25 protein-coding genes and 1 tRNA gene are annotated in these 22,723 nt (G+C 61.8%); 21 read left to right on the top strand and 5 right to left on the bottom strand.

The features are described 5' to 3' along the window. The first annotated feature begins 27 nt into the window (after positions 1-27). The 4 genes from P1U48_RS15510 to P1U48_RS15495 are packed head-to-tail and all read left to right on the top strand — an operon-like array spanning position 28 to position 3,974. A complete protein-coding gene (locus P1U48_RS15510; protein ID WP_301070087.1) occupies positions 28-930 on the top strand; it encodes an SDR family NAD(P)-dependent oxidoreductase in 903 nt (300 codons plus the stop codon). 27 nt (positions 931-957) lie between these two features. Further along, positions 958-2,097: a CaiB/BaiF CoA-transferase family protein gene (locus tag P1U48_RS15505; RefSeq protein WP_301070086.1), complete on the top strand. Its 1,140-nt coding sequence runs from the start codon at positions 958-960 to the stop codon at positions 2,095-2,097. 24 nt (positions 2,098-2,121) lie between these two features. Next, positions 2,122-3,468 (top strand): MmgE/PrpD family protein, encoded by a 1,347-nt coding sequence (locus tag P1U48_RS15500; RefSeq protein WP_301070085.1) that lies wholly within the window; start codon positions 2,122-2,124, stop codon positions 3,466-3,468. Beyond that, positions 3,465-3,974 (top strand): MarR family transcriptional regulator, encoded by a 510-nt coding sequence (locus tag P1U48_RS15495; protein WP_301070084.1) that lies wholly within the window; start codon positions 3,465-3,467, stop codon positions 3,972-3,974. The genes P1U48_RS15500 and P1U48_RS15495 overlap by 4 nt, the downstream gene beginning before the upstream one ends. Here P1U48_RS15495 and P1U48_RS15490 read toward each other — a convergent pair. Then, entirely contained in the window at positions 3,957-5,483 is a 1,527-nt protein-coding gene (locus P1U48_RS15490; protein WP_301070083.1) for an AMP-binding protein, read from the bottom strand. The two genes, P1U48_RS15495 and P1U48_RS15490, sit on opposite strands and share 18 nt — an antisense overlap. 13 nt (positions 5,484-5,496) lie before the next feature. Further along, positions 5,497-6,276, bottom strand: a complete 780-nt coding sequence (locus P1U48_RS15485; protein ID WP_301070082.1) for an enoyl-CoA hydratase-related protein — start codon at positions 6,274-6,276, stop codon at positions 5,497-5,499. 278 nt (positions 6,277-6,554) lie between these two features. Here P1U48_RS15485 and P1U48_RS15480 point away from each other — a divergent pair, with 278 nt between their 5' ends. From P1U48_RS15480 to P1U48_RS15470, 3 genes are all read left to right on the top strand, one after another. Further along, on the top strand, positions 6,555-7,619 hold the full coding sequence (locus P1U48_RS15480) for a C4-dicarboxylate TRAP transporter substrate-binding protein (protein ID WP_301070081.1): 1,065 nt from the start codon (positions 6,555-6,557) through the stop codon (positions 7,617-7,619). A 12-nt stretch (positions 7,620-7,631) separates the two neighbouring features. Next, positions 7,632-8,156: a TRAP transporter small permease gene (locus tag P1U48_RS15475; RefSeq protein WP_301070080.1), complete on the top strand. Its 525-nt coding sequence runs from the start codon at positions 7,632-7,634 to the stop codon at positions 8,154-8,156. 107 nt (positions 8,157-8,263) lie between these two features. Beyond that, the gene (locus tag P1U48_RS15470; RefSeq protein WP_366142911.1) at positions 8,264-9,565 is read left to right on the top strand and encodes a TRAP transporter large permease; all 1,302 of its coding nucleotides are present in this window, start codon (positions 8,264-8,266) and stop codon (positions 9,563-9,565) included. A 38-nt stretch (positions 9,566-9,603) separates the two neighbouring features. Here P1U48_RS15470 and P1U48_RS18230 read toward each other — a convergent pair whose 3' ends face one another. Beyond that, a complete protein-coding gene (locus tag P1U48_RS18230) occupies positions 9,604-9,885 on the bottom strand; it encodes a transposase (RefSeq protein WP_366142910.1) in 282 nt (93 codons plus the stop codon). Between the two features lie 221 nt (positions 9,886-10,106). Here P1U48_RS18230 and P1U48_RS15465 point away from each other — a divergent pair, with 221 nt between their 5' ends. Further along, complete coding sequence (locus tag P1U48_RS15465) at positions 10,107-10,643, top strand: hypothetical protein (RefSeq protein ID WP_301070078.1); 537 nt, start codon at positions 10,107-10,109, stop codon at positions 10,641-10,643. A gap of 169 nt (positions 10,644-10,812) precedes the next feature. Here P1U48_RS15465 and P1U48_RS15460 read toward each other — a convergent pair. Then, positions 10,813-10,902: transfer RNA gene (locus P1U48_RS15460), tRNA-Ser, on the bottom strand. 114 nt (positions 10,903-11,016) lie between these two features. On the opposite strand from P1U48_RS15460, the gene P1U48_RS15455 reads away from it, so the two are divergent. From P1U48_RS15455 to P1U48_RS15410, 10 genes are all read left to right on the top strand, one after another. Then, the gene (locus tag P1U48_RS15455) at positions 11,017-11,892 is read left to right on the top strand and encodes a DUF2059 domain-containing protein (protein WP_301070077.1); all 876 of its coding nucleotides are present in this window, start codon (positions 11,017-11,019) and stop codon (positions 11,890-11,892) included. Then, positions 11,889-12,734 (top strand): DUF2059 domain-containing protein, encoded by an 846-nt coding sequence (locus tag P1U48_RS15450; RefSeq protein WP_301070076.1) that lies wholly within the window; start codon positions 11,889-11,891, stop codon positions 12,732-12,734. Before P1U48_RS15455 ends, P1U48_RS15450 begins: the two co-directional genes overlap by 4 nt. Positions 12,735-12,912: 178 nt before the next feature. After that, positions 12,913-13,542 carry a 50S ribosomal protein L21 gene (locus P1U48_RS15445; RefSeq protein WP_301070075.1) on the top strand — a complete coding sequence of 210 codons (630 nt, stop codon included), beginning with the start codon at positions 12,913-12,915 and terminating at the stop codon, positions 13,540-13,542. Positions 13,543-13,557: 15 nt separating this feature from the next. Next, positions 13,558-13,827, top strand: coding sequence for a 50S ribosomal protein L27 (gene rpmA / locus P1U48_RS15440; RefSeq protein ID WP_301070074.1), 270 nt, complete (start codon positions 13,558-13,560; stop codon positions 13,825-13,827). 115 nt (positions 13,828-13,942) lie between these two features. After that, positions 13,943-14,497 carry a GNAT family N-acetyltransferase gene (locus P1U48_RS15435; RefSeq protein ID WP_301070073.1) on the top strand — a complete coding sequence of 185 codons (555 nt, stop codon included), beginning with the start codon at positions 13,943-13,945 and terminating at the stop codon, positions 14,495-14,497. A gap of 49 nt (positions 14,498-14,546) precedes the next feature. Further along, positions 14,547-15,599 carry a GTPase ObgE gene (gene obgE, locus P1U48_RS15430; protein WP_301070072.1) on the top strand — a complete coding sequence of 351 codons (1,053 nt, stop codon included), beginning with the start codon at positions 14,547-14,549 and terminating at the stop codon, positions 15,597-15,599. A gap of 26 nt (positions 15,600-15,625) precedes the next feature. Further along, complete coding sequence (gene proB / locus P1U48_RS15425; protein WP_301070102.1) at positions 15,626-16,768, top strand: glutamate 5-kinase; 1,143 nt, start codon at positions 15,626-15,628, stop codon at positions 16,766-16,768. A gap of 44 nt (positions 16,769-16,812) precedes the next feature. Beyond that, positions 16,813-18,078 (top strand): glutamate-5-semialdehyde dehydrogenase, encoded by a 1,266-nt coding sequence (locus P1U48_RS15420; RefSeq protein ID WP_301070071.1) that lies wholly within the window; start codon positions 16,813-16,815, stop codon positions 18,076-18,078. A gap of 164 nt (positions 18,079-18,242) precedes the next feature. Further along, entirely contained in the window at positions 18,243-18,884 is a 642-nt protein-coding gene (gmk, locus tag P1U48_RS15415; RefSeq protein WP_301070070.1) for a guanylate kinase, read from the top strand. Next, positions 18,881-19,411, top strand: coding sequence for a gamma carbonic anhydrase family protein (locus tag P1U48_RS15410; RefSeq protein WP_301070069.1), 531 nt, complete (start codon positions 18,881-18,883; stop codon positions 19,409-19,411). Before gmk ends, P1U48_RS15410 begins: the two co-directional genes overlap by 4 nt. 16 nt (positions 19,412-19,427) lie before the next feature. On the opposite strand, the gene P1U48_RS15405 is transcribed toward P1U48_RS15410, so the two are convergent. Next, entirely contained in the window at positions 19,428-19,685 is a 258-nt protein-coding gene (locus tag P1U48_RS15405) for a DUF1330 domain-containing protein (RefSeq protein ID WP_301070068.1), read from the bottom strand. Positions 19,686-19,959: 274 nt separating this feature from the next. On the opposite strand from P1U48_RS15405, the gene P1U48_RS15400 reads away from it, so the two are divergent. The 3 genes from P1U48_RS15400 (at position 19,960) to phoU (ending at position 22,662) form a co-directional block, all read left to right on the top strand. Next, positions 19,960-20,988, top strand: a complete 1,029-nt coding sequence (locus tag P1U48_RS15400; RefSeq protein ID WP_301070101.1) for an ATP-binding protein — start codon at positions 19,960-19,962, stop codon at positions 20,986-20,988. Positions 20,989-21,104: 116 nt separating this feature from the next. Then, on the top strand, positions 21,105-21,902 hold the full coding sequence (pstB, locus tag P1U48_RS15395) for a phosphate ABC transporter ATP-binding protein PstB (protein ID WP_301070067.1): 798 nt from the start codon (positions 21,105-21,107) through the stop codon (positions 21,900-21,902). A gap of 10 nt (positions 21,903-21,912) precedes the next feature. Then, the gene (gene phoU, locus P1U48_RS15390) at positions 21,913-22,662 is read left to right on the top strand and encodes a phosphate signaling complex protein PhoU (RefSeq protein WP_301070066.1); all 750 of its coding nucleotides are present in this window, start codon (positions 21,913-21,915) and stop codon (positions 22,660-22,662) included. The last annotated feature ends 61 nt before the right edge of the window (positions 22,663-22,723 follow it).

Genomic DNA, 22,723 nt, shown 5'->3' with positions numbered 1-22,723 from the left:
CCATCGAGAGAAAACGAGGAGAACTTGATGCTTGACGGAAAAGTAGTGGTTGTGACCGGAGCCGGTCGTGGAATCGGGCGCGATCTTGCCCTGATGATGGCGGCGAATGGCGGCCGGGTCGTGGTGAACGATCTTGGTGGCGCGGCTGATGGCGCCGGATCCGATGCAACGCCCGCCCAGGAGGTCGTGAACGAGATCAAGGCCGCCGGTGGCGAAGCGGTTGCCAACTTTGGCAATGTTGCCAAGTCCGAGGACGCCAAGGCCATGTACCAGCAGGCGATGGATGAATTCGGCGCGATTGACGTTGTGGTCAATAATGCCGGCATCCTGCGCGACGTGATCTTTCACAAGATGACCGAAGAAGACTGGGATTCTGTGATCGCGGTCCACCTCAAAGGCAGCTTCAACATGGCCAGCGCCGTGGCGGCGCAGTTCAAGATGCAGGCCTCGGGGTGTTTCATCAACTTCACTTCGACGTCGGGCCTGATCGGGAACTTTGGCCAGGCGAACTATGCGGCGGCCAAGCTGGGCATCGTCGGGCTGTCGAAATCTCTGGCGCTGGACATGGCACGGTTCAATGTGCGGTCGAACTGTATCGCTCCGTTTGCATGGTCGCGGCTGATCGGCACGATCCCGGCGAAAACCGAGGCCGAAAAGGCGCGGGTCGAGCGAATCAAGGATATGACACCGGCCAAGATCGCACCGCTTTGCGTGGCTCTGGCAGATCCGGAATGCGACGTGACCGGGCAGATTTTCGGGGTGCGCAACAACGAGATCTTCTTGTTCAGCCAACCGCGCCCGATCCGTTCTGCACATCGGTCCGAGGGCTGGACGCCGCAGAAAGTCAAGGAACACGCGCTGCCCGCGATGAAATCGGACTTCTACGAACTGGAACGGTCCGGCGACATCTTTACCTGGGATCCCGTCTGAGCGCGGACGCAGCAATGAGGTCACATAATGACCGATGAAACCAAGGCAGCCCCCCTCGCGGGGCTGCGCATCGTCGAATTTGCCGGAATCGGCCCAGGCCCGTTTGCCGGGATGATGCTGGCCGACATGGGCGCTGAAATCATCCGTGTCGATCGACCGGGTGCCAAAGTCGAACAGCCACATCTTGATTTTCTGGCGCGCGGGCGGAAATCCGTCACCCTGGATCTGAAACGCCCAGCCGGGGTCGAGGCTGCCTTGCAGCTGATCGCGACCTCTGATGGCTTGATCGAAGGCTTCCGCCCCGGCGTGATGGAGCGGCTGGGCCTCGGCCCGGACCCGGCCATGGCTCGAAATCCGGCGCTGGTCTACGGGCGGATGACGGGTTGGGGGCAAAACGGTGCCCTGTCTCATTCCGCCGGCCACGACCTGAATTACATCGCGATCACGGGCGCCCTTTGGTCCAGTGGTTGCGCGGATCGGCCTCCGGCCTTTGCGATGAACCTGCTGGGCGATTTCGGCGGCGGCGGGATGTTCCTTGCCTATGGAATGCTGGCAGCGCTGATCCGCGTTGGCCGCACCGGTGTTGGCGACGTGGTGGATGCTGCGATCTGCGACGGCACCGCCGCGCTGATGGCGATGACCGCCAGTCGGCGGGCCAAGGGACAATGGCGCGATGCGCGTCAGAGCAATCTGCTGGACGGCGGCGTGCCATGGTATGGGGTCTATCCCTGCGCCGATGGCGAATGGATCACCATTGCCGCGGTTGAACCGCAGTTCTGGGCACAGGTGCTGGAGCTTCTGGCGATCCCGCCGGAACAGGCCGGCGACCGGAACGACCCCGCCACCTGGCCCGCGTTACGCCAAACCCTGAGCGCTATCATTCGCAGCCAAACCCGCGATCATTGGATCGGGCTGCTGGGCGGAACGGATGCCTGTTTTGCCCCGGTTCTCAGCCCCGCCGAAGCGGCGATCTATCCGCACAATGCCGAGCGTCAGGTGTTCAGCAGCGAGGGGCCGTTGCAACCGATGCCCGCGCCCCGGTTTACCCAGGCCAGCACGCCATTGCCGAACCCCGCGCCGGTGCCTGGGGCCGATACCGAGGCGATCCTGACGTCGATCGGGCTGGATGGCACGCAGATCGAGGCGGCGCAGGGCAACGCCAATTGAACCACCTGGGGGTAATCCCGGGCCATGAAGGAAAGGCGTTACGACGTGGATCTGATCGACACCCTGCTGGATCTGGCCCAACGGCCGCATGAAACGCTGCCGTCGGAGTCGATGCGCCTGGCCCGGCTTTCGTTCTTTGATTGGATGGTGTGCGGCCTTGCCGCGGCTGACGAACCTGTCACGCAAAAGCTGCTGAGATTTGTCGAAGAGGAGGGCGGCCGTGCCACTGCCAGCACATTCGGCGGTGGCCGGGCGCCCGCCCGTGCCGCCGCCCTGGCAAACGGCACGATTTCACACGCGCTGGACTATGACGACACCCATTTCGCCCATATCGGTCACCTGTCGGTCGGGATCTATCCTGCCGCCTTCGCCGCGGGCGAAGAGGTTGGGGGCCGCATGAAAGAGGTCCACGCTGCCTTCTTGCTGGGGGCGGAAAGCGCGATCCGGGTCGGACTGGCACTGGGGCCCGGGCATTACGAGCGCGGCTTCCACCAAACCGCAACCGCCGGCGCCTTTGGCGCGACAGTCGCCGCCGGACGGTTGTATGGGCTGAACCGCGACCAGATGCGCGCGGCGCTTGGGCTCTGCTCGACACGGGCGAGCGGGCTGAAGAACCAGTTCGGCACCATGGGCAAGCCTCTGAACGCCGGCATTGCAGCGGCCAACGGTATCGAATGCGCCCGGCTTGCCGCCCTTGGGCTGACATCTGCGGACGATGGCATCAGCGGTGCGCAAGGGTTCATTGCCACCCATTCCGACGCCGCCACGGGTGCGCCAGATCTACCGAATCCGTTCCTGTTTGACGACATCCGCTATAAACTGCACGCCTGTTGTCACGGCACCCATGCGATGATCGAGGCGTTGCTGAAAGTGCAGGCCGATCGCTCAATCGACGCCGCTGAGGTCCAATCGGTGACCATCACCGTCCATCCCAAGTGGTTGAACGTCTGCGACATCAAACAACCGCGCACCGGGCTTGAGGTGAAGTTCAGTTATGTCTGGCTCGCGGCCATGGTGCTGTCGGGCATATCCACATCATCGCCGATGCGGTATACCGATGCTTTGGCAAACGACATTTCATTGAAAGGCTTGGCCCAAAAAGTTCGGGTTGCGACCGACCCGTCGGTTGCGGACACGGCGGCAAAGGTCGCGCTGGCCTACGCGGATGGCACAGAATTTGCGCAAGAGCATGATCTGATGGCTCAATTCCCGATCGACGAGATCGAGGGGCGCGTCATTCACAAGGCCCAGACCATGCTCGGCGAACGTGCCGGTACAATCTGGGGCCAGTTGACCCGCGCCGGCGGAAGCGACGCGCGCGACATTGCAAAATCTCTTGTTTTCATCGATGGGGTGGCAGAGTCCTTATGAACGATCACGAAATCCAAGACCTGGAACCCGGTTTCATTTTCCAGCGTGTTGCGCGGCAACGGCTCAGGCTGACCGACAAGCGTTTGGTCCCCTATCACCTGACTTCCGCGCAGGTCTTTATGCTGAACTGGCTGTTGCACCGGGATGGGATGACCCAGAAGGAATTGGCCCAGCGGCTGAGCATCGGCACCGTCGCGGTCAGCGGCATGGTTGACCGGCTTGAAGCGGCCAATCTGGTCTATCGCGGCGAGGATCCGACAGATCGGCGCGCCAAGAAGGTCTGGCTCAAGGAATCAGCGCGCACCAACAAGGAGCTGCTGTCCGGGATCGCCAAGGAAATCAACGACGTATCGTTTCAGGGCCTGTCGAAAGACGAGATAAAGAAATTGCTCAGCCTGATGGAACGGGTGCGCAGGAATTTGGCGGAAGCCCTTGATGCCGATGACGCGAGCCAATGGCTCAACACCCGCCCCATCGGCGGCAAAGACTCAGATATTGCTATCTGAGCCTTCCCAGTAGGGGGCCCGCAGCCGTCGTTTCTGGATCTTGCCCGATGGATCGCGGGGCAGCGTGTCGGTTTTGACATAGAGCCGCGGCACCATGTATTTCGCGATCAATCCGGCGATATGGGTGCGGAGTTCGTCCTCGGTGACCGGATCGTCGGGCGTGGTTTCATAGGCCACGGCAACCTGTTCACCACGGTCCTGGTCCGGCACGCCGAACACGGCGCAATCCAGAACCTTTTCATGCTGCAGCATAGCCGCTTCGATATGGGCGGGATAGATATTCACCCCGCCAGAAATGATCATGTCGCGTTTTCGATCATTGATGAACAGATAGCCATCGGCGTCCAGATAGCCGATATCACCGCCGGTGATCAGCCCGTCGACCACGACCTTGTCCCGTTCTTCGGGACGGTTGAGATAGGTGAATTCGGGATAATCCACACGCACGCCATAGATTTCGCCCGACGTGCCGGTCGGGCAGGGTTGGCCCTGCTCGTCGAGAATGGCGATCCGGGCATTCGTCTGGCAGCGTCCGACGGTGCCGGGCCGGGCCAAGGCATCCTCGCTGGTGCAATGGGTCAAGGCGCCGGTCTCGGACGCGCCGTAGAATTCGTAAACCACCGGGCCCCAGAGCTCGATCAAGCGGCGCTTGATCTCGGGCGGGCAGGGCGCCCCGGCGGTCACGACATGGCGCAGCGAAGAGGTATCGTAGCGATCCAGTACCGCCTGCGGCAGGCGCAGGATGCGGCTCATCATTGTGGGAACAAGGAAGGTGGTGGTGATCTTCCAACGCTCGATCAGGGCCAGCGTCTCCTCGGCGTCGAATTTGCTGGTCAGCACAAGAGTGCCATCGAACAACAGCGTGCGCTGCGCAAAACGGTTCGGGGCCGAATGATACATCGGTGCCGACAGCAATGTGCGGGTCTGGGATGTAAAGAACGCGTCGGTGCCCTGGGGCGTGCCGGGGGTGGCTGCGGCCCCCTTGCGCACCACGCCTTTGGGATGGCCTGTCGTGCCCGAGGTATAGATCACCGGAAAGGCGGGTTGTGAGGGCGCGGGCAGGGGGCCCGTGCCAGCAGCGCAAAGAGACTCCCATGTCTCGGCGCCCGCGGGCGGCTCGGCTTGTTCGGCCGAAATACCGAACGATGCCTGCATGTCAGACGGGGTTGGCACCCAGATTATTTTCAGGGATGGCGAGACAAGGTTGAGCAATTCCTCACCCGCGGCATTCAAGAGGTCGGAATGCGCGATTAGAGCACCGGCCCCGCAGTCGTTCAGGACATAGGCGACCTCGGCGGCGTTGAAATGCCAGTTGATCGGCACCGGAACCAGCCCGGCCAAACGCGCCGCTTCGTTCGCGGCCACAAAATCTATACTGTTGCGCAACAACAGCGCGACCCGTCCGTCCGAGCCCCCATTGGCAATCAGAGCGTTTGCCGCCTGTCCAGCACTGGCACGCAAATCGGAAAGGGACAGGGAGACCTGCCCGCAAACAACAAGACCATTCATCACTATACTGCTTTCACTTGCCTTCAAAAACGGCGGTGCGTTTTTCTGAAAATGCGGTTACGCCCTCTTCGAAATCGGCCGTTGCAAAAGCCTTGGCCTGGCATTCTGCCTCAAGCGCGAGATATCGCGTGTCGCCTGCAGGACACAGGGCATTCACCAACCGTTTCACATTTCCGTAGGACACTGTTGGCCCCTGCGCCAGCCGTGCGGCCAGGGCGTTGGTTTCCGCAGTCAGCTTGTCTGGCGCCGTGACCTTGTAGGCGAAACCAAGCTGCGCGGCATCCTCTGCTGTCAGGGTCTCGCCGAGCATCGCCAGGGATGCAGCGCGCGCGGCGCCGATCTTGTAGGTCAATTGCGCCATCACCCCGGCATCCGGGCTGGCGGCAATCCGCGTGAAGGCCAAGTGGAACCTGGCCCGCTCCGAGACCACCATGAAATCTGCCGCAAGCGCCAGCCCGAAGCCCGCGCCAGCCGCAGCGCCATCCACCGCCGCGATCACCGGCACCGGAATTTCACGCAGCAAAGCGACGATCTGGTTGATCCCGGTCTTCATCGTGCCTTCGATGGTCGCCCGGCGCGGCAGGATCTCGGACAAATCCAGATCGGCGCCCGAGCAGAAGCTGCCCCCGGCGCCGGTCACGACAATCACCCTGTGGCGCAGGGTGTTGCGCTCTTCGACCAACAGTTCAAGCAAACGCACCCTGATTTCAGGGGACAGAGCGTTGTGCCGACGTGGGCGATTGAGGGTCAGAGTCAGCACGCCATCGGCGCTGTGTTCGATCAATTCCGGCAAAGTGAGCCTCCCCGCATCACAGACAATATATACCGCTATGTGTATAATTCACTTGCGAAGTAATAACAAGCGAATTAGCTTCCGACCGGGAGATGAATCATCTCGGAACGAGACGATCAGGGCGCAGTGCGGTTTGCCGCGACGCGGACGGGGAGAGGGCTGTCGGAGGGGGCGGATACGATTGCTGCGAGTCCCAATCCGATTCCGCTCATGCCCCCAGCGATCCGGTCGAATGACACGACCGCTCGATCATGAAAACTGTGGAGGAGAAGAGAAGAATGAACGGCGTATCGAAACTATGCGCGGCCCTGGCTGCCGTCGCGACCCTGGGGTTTGCTGGCGCGGCCAGCGCCGAAACCTATCTGCGGTATAACGAATCCGGGCCCAATCGCGGCTCGCGTGCGGATGCGGTGCAGTTTTTTGCCGACCGTGTGGGCGAATTGTCCAATGGTGAAATCAAGGTCGACATCATCTGGGGCGGCGCATTGCTGGGCTTCAAGGCAACGGCTGATGGCGTCAAGAACGGTGTCGCGGACCTCGGCACGGTGCTTGCTGCCTATGCGCCGAACCAGATGAAGGCGCTGTCCATCGGTGACTTGCCGATCAATGAATCCTCGGATGCCTGGGTTGGCATGCGGGCAATGTACGACCTGATGACAACCAACCAGCAGCTGAAAGACTCGCTGGCAAAGCAAAACAGCGTCTATGTCACCAACTTTCACTCGACGGCGGTGCAGATCGACTGTCGCGAGGGTATCGAGATCAACACGCTGGCGGATCTTGCCGGGCTCAAGATGCGGGCCAGCGGGATCTATGCGAAAATCCTGGCCGATCTTGGCGTCAACTTGATCAGCCTCTCCTATGACGAGGTATATCAGGCTTATGACTCCGGTCTGATCGATTGCGAAGCGGGCTATTTCTATACGATCAAGGCCTACAAACTGTACGAAGTGATCGGCAAGGTGTACCGGATCGATTTTGGCCAGATCGCCGGGTTCGCTGTGATCGCCAACCAGGACCGCTGGAATTCGCTGACCGAAGCGGAACGCGACATCATCCGGCAAGCCGCGGTGGAAATGATCGACCATTTCGCCGAGGTTCAGATCACCGACATCGACAACGTCGTGGCCAGCCTGAAAGCAGGCAACAAGGTGCAGGTGATCGACATGCAGCAAGCGTTCCGTGACGAGCTTTTCTCTGCCGGCAAAACCTACATCGAAGCCTGGAAAGAAGAAAGCGCCGCCGACGGTTTGGATGCGGACGGGATCGTCGACAGCTACACGGCCCTGCTCGATAAATACACGCAGATCCGTGACACTCAGGGCTATCCCTGGGCGCGCTGAGGATAGATGAAAATGTCGTCAAACAGCAACGACGCAGGCTCCGGAGCGATCGCTTCGCTCTGGAGCAAGCTTGAGAATATCTGCCTCGATATCGCGGCGGTCTCGATTGTCCTTATTGCGCTCTACGTGACCCTGGGGATCGCGCTGCGAACGTTCTTTGGTGCGTCGATGCCGGACGAGACGGTCCTGGTGGCCGAGGTGATGATCTTTGTCACAATGCTGCCTCTGGCCCGGGTCGCCGCCGAAGGCGGTTTTATCGCGGTGGATGTCTTTGTGTCCTTCATGACCAAGGAGCCACGGGTTGATGCCCTACTCAGGCTGCTGGCATCACTGATCGGCCTGTGTGCGGTACTGGTGATCCTCTACGCGGCCTATGGTTCGCTGGTCGATGCCATCGTCAATCGGAATTACTTTTTCGGCATCCTTTCATTGCCGGAATGGCCGGGGCGTCTGGCCTTTTTCATCAGCTTCGTGCTGTTCGCACTGCGCCTGTGCGCCCTGATCTGGACAAGCGCGCGGACGGCCCTGCGCCCCTGACAAATGAACATACCGGCGACATCCGTCGCAGGCTTTCCTGCATACTCTGAAGACGAAAGTTAAGTATGGAACCGACGACAATTGGATTAATTGGATTCATCGCCGCAATGCTCCTGTTGGTGATCCGGGTGCCGATCGGCTTTGCCCTCATGTCGGTCGCTTCGGCCTGCGTCTTGCTGGTGTTTTCCTGGCGACCGGGCAGCGAACTGAACCTGGCCTATGGCATCCGCCCCGCGGTGAGCCTGATTGAAAACAGCGTCTTTGGGTTTGTGCATTCCTACTCGCTGAGCATGATTCCGATGTTCATCGCCGCCGGGCATTTGGCCTATCACGCGCGCATCACCACCGACATCTACGACAGCGCCCGGATCTGGATGGCTCGCCTGCCGGGCGGGTTGGCGATGGCCTCGATCGTCGGTTGCGGTGGCTTTGCGGCCGTCTCCGGGTCGTCGCTGGCCTGTGCCTCGGCGATGGGCCGGATCTGCGTGCCCGAGATGCAGCGCTATGGCTATTCCCGTGAATTGTCGACCTCGAGCGTGGCGGTTGGTGGCACCCTGGGCTCGCTCATCCCGCCCAGCGTGCTGTTCATCGTCTACGGTATCTTTACCGAAAGCTCGGTCAGCCAGCTTTTCCTGGCTGGGGTGCTGCCCGGTATCCTGTCGTTGTTCGGATATCTGCTGACGGTCTGGATTTGGGCCAAGCTGAAACCCGACGCAGCGCCGATCCTGACCCAAAACTATCCGCTGCGTGAAAAGCTGGCTGCGGGGCTGAAGGTCTGGCCCGCAATGGTGCTGGTCGTGATCATCATCGGCGGGATCTATGGCGGGGTTTTCACCGCAACCGAAGCCGCAGCGATCTGCCTGACATTCATTCTGGCCTTTGGCCTGCTGTCGGGGCGGATCAACTTTAGCCAACTGAAGGACAGCCTGCGGGAAACCGCGATTTCAACCGCCTCGCTGTTCTTCATCTCGGCCGGGGCCAAGGTCTTTGTATCCTTCGTTTCCCTGACCGGGGTCACCGCCGCGCTGGTTGCATTTGTCAACGATGCCGAATTGTCGAACTGGATGATCCTGTTCAGTATCGTGCTGATCTATCTGGTCATGGGCATGTTCCTGGACCCGATTGGCACCATGCTTCTGACGTTGCCATTCGTGATTCCGTTGATCGAGGGCATGGGCTATGAGTTGATCTGGTTCGGTGTGGTCATCGTGAAACTGTTGGAGATCGGGCTGGTAACGCCACCTTTGGGGTTGAACGTCTTTGTCGTCAGCTCGGTGGTCAGGCCCGAGGTGCCGGTTCATGTGGTCTTCTTCGGGGTAATGAAGTTCCTGGTTATCGACCTGATGGTCCTGGCCGTGATCGTCCTGTTCCCCGTCGTTTCGCTGCTGTTGCCCAGCCTTATCGGGTGACGCGGGTGAACCACGCGCGACCGTCGCGGGCCGGGAGGCTATCTGGTTAAAGTGGTCCAGGGCGGGTGCGAGCCCGCCATGGGCGGCGAGGGGTTGCAGACGCGCCCCAGCTCGCGCTTCAGCCGTCTTATCTCAGCAGCCTGATCCGCAACCTCTGATCTGACACGTGGCGACTTCGAAAACTGCGCCTTCCAAGTGTACAGGGACTTGGTGCTGATCCCCAGCCGCTCGGCCACCTCGCTGACCGCGTAACTACGCTCAACAACCTGCGCCACAGCGTCCTGCTTAAACTCGTCTGTAAACCGTATTCCCTTGTTCATATCCGTCTCTCCATGGTTCCAAAATTACCAAGCAAAGCGTCTACAAATCTAGGGGCACCTCAAAGTTTGCCGCAGCACCTACGCCGTCGCCGCCTGACGATCCTTCCCTTAAGTGCCAAGGGCAACTGCCGTCCCTTCGGGGGCGGCTTCTTTTTGTAGTCAAATGCTTAGCCTTTGGGTAGCTTACGGAAACAATAATCCATAGTGAGGCATCATACCCAATGAACGAAAGTGATGGTTTTTCGCCCGAGTTTGTTGAGGGGTTGCGGGTGTTGGTATCCGTCGCGCAGCTTATCGTGGCGGCAATCGTGGGCTTCGCGGCAATTCAGTTCTACCGTTGGCAGCGGGCGACGAAAGACAAGGAAAGCTTTGTAAACTCCGTAACGCGGTATCATGCGATCAACCAACTAGTTATCGAAAATCCCGACATTCAAGACATTGAGCGCAAAGGGCATTTTGTATCATCGGACCTGAGCCGCGAAGAAATTGTCAAAATGTTCTACTACTTCGAGAACTTGAACGGCATGGGGTCAGTGCTCAAGCTGAAAGACGGAAAGCTAGTTGTCCCAGAGTCCGACAAGGGCACGTATCACGTATCTGTAGTTCGGAATATCGGTCGGTCTTTGTATCACGACCGAGAATTCATCCGAACTCACTGCCTGCTGCGCGGTTACACCAAGAACTTCATCACGTTTCTTGACGAACTCTGGGAAGACATTGGTAAAGAGTTTGAGCAACGAAGCGACGTTCACCGATGAAACTGCCGCACATCACGCAATACCCTCTCACGTTTCCGTAATCTAAAGACGGGCTGTTTGTCCGTCAAAATCCGGGGTCGCGTAGTGTGCAGGGAGTGGGCAGAGTTTCAAGCGCCCAGATCAATCGACCTGTAACGCTTTGAAATACAACAATAATCTTTAATTACAATGGCGGAGAGACAGGGATTCGAACCCTGGGAGGGCTTGCACCCTCAACGGTTTTCGAGACCGCCCCGTTCGACCACTCCGGCACCTCTCCGCGGGGGTCTGGGAGGTCCGTGTAGTGGCAATTGTCCGCGCAGGCAAGGGGGCTTTTGCATTGCATGACGGCGCGAATGGCCTAGGATCCGGGGCAACCGCAAACCCACCCTTGATGAGAGCTGAACCGATGCGTCACTTCCGCCAATCCGGGCGCCGAACCGGGGTCACATTTTCCCTGCTGACGGCGCTGATCCTTGCCCTTGTCAGCGTGACGGCCAGCCCTGGCCAGGCCGCAGACCGCGACCGGGTGCGCGCCTTTCTCACCGTCACCGGCTTTGACGTGGCGCTGGAGGCGATCAAGCTTTCGGCCGAGGACGCCCCGGCGATGCTGGGCATCCGGGCACAGGATTTCGGACTCAGCTGGACCCGGCTTGCAGGCGAGGTGTTTGACGTTGCCTTGATGCAGGAAATGGGCGTCGATATCCTGGAACGCACCCTCAGCGATGCGGCGCTGGCGCATGCGGCGGGGTTCTATGCCTCGGATCTGGGGCAGCGGCTGGTGCAGGCGGAAAACGCCTCGCATCTCGCGGATCGTTCGGTAAAGCGCAAATCCGGCGAGGAAATGATTGCCGATCTGATGGTCAGCGATCCTGAGCGGGTGGCGATCTTTGATCGGATGATGCGGGCAATCGGCTCGGCCGAGATGACGCTGAAATCCGCCAATGAGGTGCAGATCCGGTTTCTGATGGCCGCAGCGGCAGCGGGAATTGTCGAGTTGAAGCTCGATGAAAAGGGCCTGCGGGCCCTGCAGGCCGAATCCGCCGAGGAATCGCTGGCCGAAATCCGCAAATCCGGGCTGCGCGGCGCGGCGGTGACCTATGACGGGATTTCAAACGAAGATCTCGCCGCCTATGCCGAGGCGTTGGAACAGCCGCTGATGCGTGAGGTTTATGAGTTGATGGACGCCGTGCAGTTCGAAATAATGGCCAATCGCTATGAGGCGGTGGCGATGCGGTTGCGCGGGCTGGATCCGGGGCAGGAGCTGTGAGTCACGCGCGCCGCTTGCGCAGCGCTGTCGTCGGCCTGTGCCTGTCCATCGTCACGCTGAGCGCCGCGGCTGCGCCGGCGCGGGCTGAGGGCGCGGTCGGATTTGACCGGCTCTGGAGCCTGTTGCAGCTGTCGCCGCTGATCGCGGTGATGCAGCAAGAGGGGATGACCCAAGCCGAGGCCCTGGGGTTTGACTATCTGCCCTATCCGCCGGGGGCCGGTTGGACCGCGCTGGCGCGTCGGATCTATGACGGCGAGATAATGGATCGTTCGATGCGCGCCAGCTTTGCCGCGGCTCTCGGGCCGGAGCCGCTGACCGACCTCGTCGATTTCTTTGACAGCCCGCTGGGGGCGCAGATCGTCGCGGGCGAGGTGGCGACACGGCGCGCTTTTCTCGACCCGGCAACCGAGGCGGCGGCGCGCGCGGTGCTGAGCGACCCAGCCAGTGACACCACACGGCTGCGGCTGATTGATCGCTATATCGCGGTGAACGATCTGATCGAGTTCAACGTCACCGGGGCGCTGAATTCCAACTTTCGCTTTTACCTTGGCCTCGGCGAGGGCGGTGCGCTGGCTCTGAGCGAGGCCGAGATGCTGGACGAAATCTGGTCGCAGGAAGACAGCACCCGCAGTGAAACCGAGGACTGGCTGCGCGCCTATCTGCACGCCGCCTATCGCGACCTCGATGACGCGGGCCTGTCGCGCTATATCGCCCTGTCCGAAACCGCCCAGGGCCAGCGCCTGAACCGGGCGTTGTTTCAAGCCTTTGCGCAGATGTATGACGACATCTACTATGCGCTCGGGCTGGCGATTGCCGATCAGATGGCAACCCAGGATCTGTAACCGATCTGCCCTTGACTTGGCTTTCTTTCCCGACCATAAGCCGGGCTTCCGACGGACCTCTGGGTCTGGCGGCTATATGCAATGACGCCCTGACCGGGGCGCGCTGTCTGCAGGCGGGTCTGATCCCCGAAAACACCCGCAAGGGGGCCACAGGACGCGGGAAATGAAGGAATAACATATGTTTGCGGTCCTCAAGACCGGCGGCAAGCAGTATCGGGTCCAATCGGGCGATCTGCTGCGCGTCGAAAAGCTGGCGGCTGACGCTGGTGAAACGATTCAATTCAACGAAGTGCTGATGCTGGGCGGTGACACCACCGTCGTTGGCGCGCCCTTCGTTGCCGATGCGGCTGTTCAGGCCGAAGTTGTCGATCAGGTCAAAGGTGACAAGGTCATCAACTTTGTTCGTCGTCGCCGGAAACATTCGTCGAAACGGACCAAGGGCCACCGTCAGAAACTGACTTTGGTTCGGGTGACCGAGATTCTGGCGGCTGGTGCTGGCAAGTCCGGCGTCAAAACCGCCGTTGGGTCCGGTTCGGTTTCGGGCGAGGCTGCCGCGCCGAAAGCGGCCAAGAAAGCCGCAGCACCGAAGGCGTCCGCGGCCCAAGCCGCCGCTGGCGATGATCTGAAAATCCTGTCGGGCATCGGCCCGGCGCTTGAGAAAAAGCTGCATGAGGCCGGGGTTACTTCCTTTGCCCAGATCGCAGCCTGGAGCGCCGACGACGTGACCGAGATGGATGAAAAACTGAGCTTCAAAGGCCGGATCGAGCGTGAAGGCTGGATCGAACAGGCCAAAGAACTGGCGAAGTAAGAGGAGACACGACAGATGGCACACAAGAAAGCTGGCGGTTCCTCACGCAACGGTCGCGATTCCGCGGGCCGGCGTCTGGGCGTCAAGAAATACGGTGGCGAAAACGTCATTTCCGGGAACATCATCGTGCGTCAGCGCGGCACCAAGTGGTGGCCGGGCGACGGCGTCGGGCTGGGTAAGGATCACACGATCTTTGCCACGATCGATGGCAATGTGAAGTTCCACAAAGGTCTCAAGGGCCGCACCTTTATTTCGGTGCTGCCAGCGGTGGAGGCCGCAGAGTAAGCCGACCTTACGGTCTGATGACACAGATGGGGGATCGGCAGTGGCCGGTCCCCCTTTGTGTTGCCGACCTTCAAGCTTGGATCGGTTGCGTTCGGGGCTGAGGAGGAACACCCCCTTGAAACACGAGCATTTCATCACCCAGCCAGTGATCGACGGCGGTGAATTCTGCCTGCGCCCCTTGCGCATTTCGGACGCCGGGCTGATCCGCTTGCACAGCGCAGATGAACGGGTGGCGCGGGCCACCACCTCGATCCCGCACCCGCTGCCCCCGGGGGCAACCGAGGATTTAATCCGCCGCGCCCAGAGCGCGACCCGCGACCAAGACGTCTGGGCCATCGACACGGCGGCACGCGGCGGACCCGAAGTGATGGGCCTGATCGGCTTGACCCGAATCGAGGGTGAGCAATCCGAGATTTCCTTCTGGGTTGCCCCGGCCTATTGGAACACCGGGGTCGCCTCGTCGGCGGTCGCGGCGCTGGTTGCGGAAAATCCGCTGGACAATCGCACGATGTTCGCCAGCGTGTTTCAGGACAACCCGGCCTCGGCCAGGGTGCTGACCAATTGCGGGTTTCTCTATATCGGGGACGCGGAAAACTATTCGGTTGCCCGTCGGGCCACCGTGCCCACTTGGACTTACAGCCGCGTGCTGGACGCGCGAAAACAGGATTGAGCCGCCGGTCTCGCTTGCGTTAAGCGACCTTTGCGGCAGAGGATGAGGCATGAAGTTTCTCGATCTCGCAAAGGTCTATATCCGCTCCGGATCGGGCGGCGGTGGGGCAATCGCCTTTCGCCGGGAAAAATATATTGAATATGGCGGCCCGAATGGCGGCGATGGCGGCCGCGGTGGCGATGTCTGGGCGGTGGCGGTCGATGGGCTGAACACGCTGATCGATTTCCGCTATCAGCAGCATTTCTTTGCTCAGAACGGCCAGCACGGCATGGGCAATAACCGCACAGGCGCCAATGGCGATGACATCATTCTGCGGGTGCCGGTCGGCACCGAAATCCTCGACGAGGATGAGGAAACGGTGATCGCTGACCTGACCGAGATCGGTCAGCGGGTGCTGATCGCCAAGGGCGGCAATGGCGGCTTCGGCAACGCTTATTTCAAATCCGCCACCAATCAGGCCCCGCGCCGCGCCAATCCCGGGCTTGAAGGGGTCGAGCGCACGATCTGGTTGCGGCTGAAGCTGATTGCCGATGTCGGATTGCTGGGCCTGCCGAATGCGGGCAAATCCACCTTTCTCGCCGCCACCTCCAACGCCCGTCCGAAGATCGCCGATTACCCGTTCACCACCCTGCATCCCAACCTCGGGGTGGTGGCGGTGGATGGCGCGGAATTCGTGGTCGCCGATATTCCCGGGCTGATCGAGGGCGCTTCCGAGGGCAGGGGCCTGGGCGATCTGTTCCTTGGCCATATCGAACGCTGCGCGGTGCTGCTGCATCTGGTCGATGGCACCTCGGGCACCTTGCTGGAGGATTGGCAGACCATCCTCGATGAAATCGCCGCCTATGGCGCCGCGCTTGAGGACAAGCCACGGATCACCGTGCTGAACAAGATCGACGCGCTCGACGCCGAGGAACAGGCGTTCCTGAAGGACGAGCTTGAGGCGGTCACCGGCAGCCCGGTGATGCTGATGTCCGGGGTCACCGGCGCGGGCACGGTCGACGTGCTGCGCGCGCTCAGAGCGCAGATTGGCGACGACCGGCTGCGCCGCAAACGCGAAGAAGACCACGACGATGAGTCGGAGCCCGAGACATGGCAACCCTGAACGACGCCGCAACCATGGCCGCAACCATGAGTGACGCCACAGCCTTGAGCGAGGCCACCGACCTGCCGCGTCTGGATCAGGCGCAGCGCCTGGTGGTCAAGATCGGCTCGGCCCTGTTGGTCGACCGGGACAGCGGCGCGCTGCGTGTCGACTGGCTGAACAGCCTGGCGCAGGATGTGGCCAGGATCCGGGCACGCGGCACCGATGTGGTGCTGGTTTCCTCCGGCTCCATCGCCTTGGGGCGCGGGGTCCTCGGTCTCGGGCAGGGGGTGCTGGCGCTGGAACAGGCGCAAGCGGCGGCGGCGGTCGGTCAGGTCGGTCTGGTGGCGGCCTATGAGCGGGCGCTGAAACCGCACGACATCACCATTGCCCAGGTTCTGGTGACACTTGAGGACAGCGCCAATCGGCGGCGTTATCTGAATTCCCGCGCCACCCTGGAAACCCTGCTGGGGCTCGGCGTGGTGCCGATCGTCAACGAAAACGACACCATTGCCACCGACGAGATCCGCTATGGCGACAATGACCGGCTGGCGGCGCAGGTGGCGGTGACGGTCTGGGCGGATCAGGTGATCCTGCTGTCGGATGTCGACGGGTTTTATTCGGCCAATCCCAGCTTTGACGCCTCTGCCCGCCGGTTCGCGATGATCGAACACATCACCCCCGAGATCGAGGCGATGGCGGGCGATGCCAAATCCGGCCTGTCCAAGGGCGGGATGAAGACCAAGCTGCTGGCGGCCAAGGCCGCAACCTCGGCTGGCTGCGCTTTATGCGTCACATTGGGAACCGACAATAACCCTCTGACTGTGCTTGAGAATGGCGGAAATTGCACCTGGTTCACCGCGCAGGGGGATCCGCAGGTGGCACGCAAGAGCTGGATCAGCGCGATGAAGCCAAAGGGCACCCTGACCCTGGACGCCGGAGCGGCACAGGCGATGGGCCGGGGCAACAGCCTGCTGCCCGCCGGGGTCACCGCCGTCTCTGGCTGTTTCGGGCGTGGCGATCCGGTGACTCTGACCGGTCCGGAGGGCGAGGTGATCGCGGTCGGATTGACCCGCTATACTTCGGAAGAGGCAAGGGCGATCAAGGGCCATAAAAGTCACGAGATCGAGGCGATCCTTGGCTACTCCGGTCGTGCGGTGCTGGTGCATCGTGACGATATGGCGATCTGAGGGCGGCATGTCTTATAAGAGTTTGGGATAGAGAAGGGCGTGAAATGAAGGATCTGGACAACATCCCCGAGCTGATGCGCGACATCGGTGCCAAGGCCCGCGCGGCCTCGCTGGAGCTGGCGACTGCCAGTGCCGAGCGCAAATCCGCCGCCTTGAACGCCGCCGCCGATGCGGTCTGGCGCCGGCGCGAGCAGATCATCGACGCCAATCGCATCGACATGGCCGAGGGCGAGGCCAAGGGCCTTTCTACGGCGATGCTCGACCGGCTGCTGCTGAACGAGGACCGGATCCGCGCCATGGTCGACGGGCTGCGCGCGGTGGCCGAACAAAAAGACCCGGTCGGCGCGGTGATTGCTGAATGGGACATGCCCTCGGGCCTGCATATCCGCCGGGTGCGCACCCCGCTTGGGGTGATCGGCGTGATCTATGAAAGTCGCCCGAACGTGACCGCCGATGCCGGGGCCCTGTGCCTGAAATCCGGCAATGCGGTGATCCTGCGCGGCGGTTCGGAAAGCTTCAACTCTTCGGCTGCAATCCATGCTTGCCTGCTCGAGGGGCTGCGCCAGGCCGGGTTGCCGGAAACCGCGATCCAGCAGGTGCCGACCCGTGACCGCGCCGCAGTCAGCGAAATGCTGACCATGGTCGCGTATATTGACGTGATCGTGCCGCGCGGTGGCAAGGGGCTGGTCGGGCTGGTGCAGCGCGAGGCGCGGGTGCCGGTCTTTGCCCATCTCGAAGGGATCTGCCACATCTATGTCGGCGCCACCGCTGATCCGGCCATGGCGGTCGAGATCGTGCTGAACGCCAAGACCCGGCGCACCGGCATTTGCGGGGCGATGGAATGCCTGCTGATCGACTCGCGCTTTTACAGCCAGCATGGTCCGATCCTGATCGAGGCGCTGCTGGCGGCGGGTGTCGAGGTGCGCGGCGCCGGGGACTTGACCAAGATCGCCGGTGTGGTTCCGGCCAAGGCCGATGATTTCGGTCGTGAATTCCTCGACATGATCTGCGCGGCCAAGCTGGTCGATGGGCTGGACCAGGCGATCGACCATATCCGCAGCTATGGCTCCAACCACACCGATGCGATCATCACCGCGGACGATGAGGCGGCGGCGACGTTTTTTCGCGAACTCGACAGCGCCATCCTGATGCGCAACGCCTCGACCCAGTTTGCCGATGGCGGTGAATTCGGCATGGGTGCCGAAATCGGCATTGCCACCGGCAAGCTGCATGCCCGCGGGCCGGTCGGGGCCGAGCAATTGACCAGTTTCAAATACCTGGTCGAGGGGCAGGGCGCCGTGCGCCGCTGAGCGGTCAGCACCTGGTGAAAAGCCGGGCCGGGGGCGCGGCCCCCGCCACGCCCGTCGGGCGTTCCCCCCGAGATATTTGGAACCAGACGAAGCGGGGGCGGTTGTCTGTCTGGGCAATTGATGCGAATGGAACCATGACGCAGCAACCGGCAAGGAACGGGCGCATGAGCCAGCGGCGCGGCCTTCTGATCATTCTGTCCTCGCCCTCGGGCGCCGGGAAATCGACCCTGGCCCGGCGGTTGATGGCCTGGGACCCAAGCGTGCGGTTTTCAGTCTCGGCCACCACCCGGGCGCCGCGCGCGGGCGAGGTCGACGGGCAGGATTACCAATTCCTCGATGAGGCCGGGTTCAAGACGCTGGTCGCCGATGGCGGCATGCTGGAACATGCGCATGTGTTTGGCAATTTCTACGGCTCGCCCAAGGCACCGGTGCTGGCGGCGATCGAACAGGGTCGGGATGTGCTGTTTGACATCGATTGGCAGGGCGCCCAGCAGATCCGCAATTCCGATCTGGGCAACAACACCCTGTCGATCTTTATCCTGCCGCCGTCGATTGCCGAGCTGCACCGCCGCCTGCGTGAACGCGCTCAGGACAGTGAAGAGGTCATCGCCCGGCGGATGCAACGCAGCTGGGACGAGATCAGCCATTGGGACAGTTACGACTTCGTGCTGGTGAATGACGATCTGGACGCCACCGAGACCAAGCTGCGGGCGATCCTGACCGCCGCCCGGTTGCGGCGGATTCAGCAGCCGGGATTGAATGACCATGTGCGCGCCTTGCAGGCCCAATTCGGAGATATGCCATGACACTCTACGCCTTTGAGAATGTTCGCCCGGAACTGCCGGAGGATGGAGATTTCTGGGTGGCGCCGGATGCCAATGTGATCGGCCGGGTGATCCTGCGCTCTGGCGCCTCGATCTGGTTCGGCTGCACCCTGCGTGGCGACAATGAGGTGATCGAGATCGGCGTGGGCTCGAATGTGCAGGAAAACGTGGTGATGCACACCGATCTGGGCTGTCCGCTGACCGTTGGGCAGAATTGCACCATTGGCCATAAGGCGATGCTGCACGGCTGCACCATTGGCGACAACACATTGATCGGCATGGGCGCCACGGTGCTGAACCGGGCAGTGATCGGCAAGAATTGCCTGATTGGCGCTGGCGCTCTGGTGACCGAGGACAAGGTGATCCCGGACCATTCCATGGTGTTGGGCAGTCCCGGCAAGGTGGTCAAGACCCTTGGCCCGGACTGGGAGGCGCGGTTGATCGCCTCGGCCCAGGGCTATCAGGACAAGATGCGGCGGTTTCGCTCTGGGCTGGTCGCGCTCGACTGAGCGGCGGGGCGCGGCTCTATCCGGCGCTGGCGGTTTCGCTCGCATCGATCAGGCTGCGGTATTCGCGCGAGGCCATGAAGGCATGGGCGCGGGCCGCGTCGCTGAATTCCATCAGAAAGGACTGATCAGGTCGCAAGGGATTTGTGCATTTGGCGTCATCCAGCGGCGTCACCTGCAAGCCGGTGCCGCGCCCCAATTCGCGCAGCGCCCTGGAAAAATCGCGGAGCTGATCGGCCTCGCTGAAATGGGTCTGGGTAATCACATAGCACGGCATTGTCCGACATCTCCGACGCGGATTGCCCGGGGGCAATCGAAGGACACGATACTGGCCCCAGTGCAGCGCCCGGGCACGGCGCGGGTCAAGGGGGACGCTGGGGGTCGGCGCGGGATTTCTCTGCGCCACGGCAATCTGCCCGGTCCGATGCCTGAAAAATGGGCGCCGCGCCGTTCGGGCCATGTGGCACTGGTCTTGTCCCGGCAGAGCGGTCATATGTGAGCCATGCAAACCAGAGGATTGCCCGCCTGTGTCTGATTTTGTCGCCCCGTTGATGCGTGCGCTGCCGGTTCCGGCGGTGCTGATCGGGCGCAATGAGCGGATCCTCGGGGTCAATGCCAAGGGGCAGGCGCTGTTGGGCGCCGAAATCGAGGGGCGGCATTTCATCACCGCGATCCGCCAGCCTGCGGTTCTGGACGCGGTCGAGGGGGTGCTGGCCGACCGCCAGCCGCGCACCACAAGAATGCTGACCAATGACGGGGCGCAGGACCTGACCTATGAGGTGCAATGTTCCTGGCTCGACCATCCGGGTGCCGAGGGCGCCTTGCTGTCGTTCGAGGATGTCACCCATGTGGCCCAGGCCGGGCAGATGCGGCGCGATTTCGTCGCCAATGTCAGTCATGAATTGCGCACCCCGCTGACCGCATTGCTGGGATTCATCGAAACCCTGCGCGGCCCGGCCCGTGATGACGCGGTGGCGCGTGAGCGCTTTCTCGGGATCATGGCCACCGAGGCCGAGCGGATGGAGCGTCTGGTCAAGGATCTGCTGTCGCTGAGCCGGGTGGAAAGCGAAGAGCGGATGCGGCCCACGGCCCGGGTCGACCTGCGCGCGCTGGTCGAGGCGGCGCTGAACCGGTTGCAGCCGTTGGCGGAAACCAATGGCGTGCGTCTGATCCGCGATCTGCCCGAAGCGCCGGTGGTGGTGCCGGGGGATGAGGATCAACTGCATCAGGTTGTCACCAACCTGGTTGAGAACGCGATCAAATACGGTGGCGCCGAGGGCGAGGTGACGCTGCGGCTGGCCCCGGTTGGCGACGTGGCGGCGCTGCGTGGTCCGGGCACGGTGATTTCGATCCGCGATCAGGGGCCGGGGATCGACCTGGTGCATATTCCACGGCTGACCGAACGGTTTTACCGGGTCGACAGTCACCGGTCGCGGGAAATGGGCGGCACCGGTCTCGGGCTCGCCATCGTCAAGCATATCGTCAACCGGCACCGGGGGCGGCTGCGGATCGAAAGCGAAGCCGGGCAGGGGTCGGAATTCACCGTGACCCTGCCGGCGGTGATCGCTACGGGCGGCTGAGGCCAGGCCAAGGTCAGACGCTATCATCATTCGGTTGCGATTCCGGGCCACAATGAACATCATCGCGGTGATCCGGCACCGCCGATTTGAGCGCGGCGGCAAGAAGGGGCAAGATGATGTATGACATTGTGAAAGTTGGGGCCATGCCGGGGCAGAATGACATCAAGTTCGCCGCCAAGGACGTGCAGGTCTATTATGGCGACAACCACGCCATCAAGGATGTGAGCGTCTCGATCGAGGACAAGACGGTGACCGCCTTTATCGGTCCCTCGGGCTGTGGCAAGTCGACCTTCCTGCGCTGCCTGAACCGGATGAACGACACCATCGATATCTGCCGGGTGCAGGGCGATATCCGGCTGGACGGGCAGGACATCTATGACAAGCGGGTGGACCCGGTGCAGCTGCGCGCCAAGGTCGGCATGGTGTTTCAGAAACCCAACCCGTTTCCGAAATCGATCTATGACAATATTGCCTATGGGCCACGGATTCACGGTTTGGCCAGGAGCAAGGCTGAACTTGATGAAATCGTTGAGAAATCACTGCGGCGCGGGGCGATTTGGGATGAGGTAAAGGACCGGCTCCTGGCGCCGGGCACCGGGCTGTCGGGGGGCCAGCAACAGCGCCTCTGCATCGCCCGCGCCATCGCCACCGAGCCCGAGGTGCTGCTGATGGACGAGCCTTGTTCGGCGCTTGACCCGATTGCCACCGGGCAGGTCGAGGAATTGATCGACGAGCTGCGCGAAAGCTATTCTGTGGTGATCGTCACCCATTCGATGCAGCAGGCGGCGCGGGTCAGCCAGAAGACCGCGTTCTTTCACCTCGGCAATCTTGTCGAATATGGCGAGACCGGGCAGATCTTTACCAATCCGCTGGACCCACGGACCGAAAGTTATATCACCGGCCGGATCGGCTGAGGGGGCAGAGATGCACAGCGAACAACATATCACCAGCGCCTTTGACCGCGATCTGGAGGGCATTCAGGCCCGGATCATGAAGATGGGCGGGTTGGTCGAGGCCGCGATCCTCGACGCCGCGCAATCGTTGGAAGAGCGCGACGAGGAACTGGCGGACAAGGTCCGGGCAGGGGACCGGGTGATCGACCAGCTCGAAGAGCAGATCAACGAGGATTCCGCCCGGGTGATCGCCCTGCGCAGCCCCACCGCCATCGATCTGCGCATCGTCCTCAGCGTGATGAAGATTGCCGGGAATCTGGAACGCATTGGCGACTATGCCAAGAACATGGCGAAACGCACCGGGGTGCTGATCCAGATGACCCCGATCGAGGGCACCCATGCAGCGCTGCGCCGAATGGCGCGCGCGGTGCAGCTGATGCTGAAAGACGCGCTCGACGCCTATATCCAGCGCGACGCCAATCTGGCCCAGGATGTGATCAACCGCGACCGCGACATCGACCAGATGTATAACGCCTTGTTCCGCGAATTCCTGACCTTCATGCTGGAAGACCCGCGCAATATCACCGCCTGCATGCATCTGCATTTCATTGCCAAGAACAACGAGCGGATGGGCGATCATGTGACCTCGATCGCCGAGCAGGTGATCTATCTGGTCACTGGCGAGAAACCGGATGAAAACCGCCCCAAGGGTGACAAGACCTCGACCGACCTCTCGGTGGCGCCGCCGGGCGATTGGCTGGAGTCCGACGAAGACGATTGAGGGACATGTGAGCGATACCTGAACCGCGACTCTTGTCGTGCATAGGGTAGGGGTGTCATCG

The sequence above is a fragment of the Pseudooceanicola sp. genome, assembly GCF_029213205.1.
Classification (GTDB): Bacteria; Pseudomonadota; Alphaproteobacteria; order Rhodobacterales; family Rhodobacteraceae; genus Pseudooceanicola.
The sequence above is the reverse complement of the archived record's forward strand: the minus strand, read 5'-3'. Positions and strand labels throughout refer to the sequence as shown.

What these genes read in the sequence shown, in the direction of transcription:
- proB (WP_301070102.1), top strand. Translation starts at nt 15,626, where the DNA reads ATGAGTGACGCCACAGCCTTGAGCGAGGCCACCGACCTGCCGCGTCTG.
- P1U48_RS15405 (WP_301070068.1), bottom strand. Translation starts at nt 19,685, where the DNA reads ATGCCGTGCTATGTGATTACCCAGACCCATTTCAGCGAGGCCGATCAG.
- P1U48_RS15470 (WP_366142911.1), top strand. Translation starts at nt 8,264, where the DNA reads ATGCTCCTGTTGGTGATCCGGGTGCCGATCGGCTTTGCCCTCATGTCG.
- P1U48_RS15420 (WP_301070071.1), top strand. Translation starts at nt 16,813, where the DNA reads ATGAAGGATCTGGACAACATCCCCGAGCTGATGCGCGACATCGGTGCC.
- P1U48_RS15490 (WP_301070083.1), bottom strand. Translation starts at nt 5,483, where the DNA reads ATGAATGGTCTTGTTGTTTGCGGGCAGGTCTCCCTGTCCCTTTCCGAT.
- P1U48_RS15495 (WP_301070084.1), top strand. Translation starts at nt 3,465, where the DNA reads ATGAACGATCACGAAATCCAAGACCTGGAACCCGGTTTCATTTTCCAG.
- rpmA (WP_301070074.1), top strand. Translation starts at nt 13,558, where the DNA reads ATGGCACACAAGAAAGCTGGCGGTTCCTCACGCAACGGTCGCGATTCC.
- P1U48_RS15510 (WP_301070087.1), top strand. Translation starts at nt 28, where the DNA reads ATGCTTGACGGAAAAGTAGTGGTTGTGACCGGAGCCGGTCGTGGAATC.
- P1U48_RS15480 (WP_301070081.1), top strand. Translation starts at nt 6,555, where the DNA reads ATGAACGGCGTATCGAAACTATGCGCGGCCCTGGCTGCCGTCGCGACC.
- P1U48_RS15505 (WP_301070086.1), top strand. Translation starts at nt 958, where the DNA reads ATGACCGATGAAACCAAGGCAGCCCCCCTCGCGGGGCTGCGCATCGTC.
- P1U48_RS15455 (WP_301070077.1), top strand. Translation starts at nt 11,017, where the DNA reads ATGAGAGCTGAACCGATGCGTCACTTCCGCCAATCCGGGCGCCGAACC.
- P1U48_RS15445 (WP_301070075.1), top strand. Translation starts at nt 12,913, where the DNA reads ATGTTTGCGGTCCTCAAGACCGGCGGCAAGCAGTATCGGGTCCAATCG.
- phoU (WP_301070066.1), top strand. Translation starts at nt 21,913, where the DNA reads ATGCACAGCGAACAACATATCACCAGCGCCTTTGACCGCGATCTGGAG.
- P1U48_RS15475 (WP_301070080.1), top strand. Translation starts at nt 7,632, where the DNA reads ATGTCGTCAAACAGCAACGACGCAGGCTCCGGAGCGATCGCTTCGCTC.
- obgE (WP_301070072.1), top strand. Translation starts at nt 14,547, where the DNA reads ATGAAGTTTCTCGATCTCGCAAAGGTCTATATCCGCTCCGGATCGGGC.
- gmk (WP_301070070.1), top strand. Translation starts at nt 18,243, where the DNA reads ATGAGCCAGCGGCGCGGCCTTCTGATCATTCTGTCCTCGCCCTCGGGC.
- P1U48_RS15410 (WP_301070069.1), top strand. Translation starts at nt 18,881, where the DNA reads ATGACACTCTACGCCTTTGAGAATGTTCGCCCGGAACTGCCGGAGGAT.
- pstB (WP_301070067.1), top strand. Translation starts at nt 21,105, where the DNA reads ATGTATGACATTGTGAAAGTTGGGGCCATGCCGGGGCAGAATGACATC.
- P1U48_RS18230 (WP_366142910.1), bottom strand. Translation starts at nt 9,885, where the DNA reads ATGAACAAGGGAATACGGTTTACAGACGAGTTTAAGCAGGACGCTGTG.
- P1U48_RS15465 (WP_301070078.1), top strand. Translation starts at nt 10,107, where the DNA reads ATGAACGAAAGTGATGGTTTTTCGCCCGAGTTTGTTGAGGGGTTGCGG.
- P1U48_RS15400 (WP_301070101.1), top strand. Translation starts at nt 19,960, where the DNA reads ATGCGTGCGCTGCCGGTTCCGGCGGTGCTGATCGGGCGCAATGAGCGG.
- P1U48_RS15500 (WP_301070085.1), top strand. Translation starts at nt 2,122, where the DNA reads ATGAAGGAAAGGCGTTACGACGTGGATCTGATCGACACCCTGCTGGAT.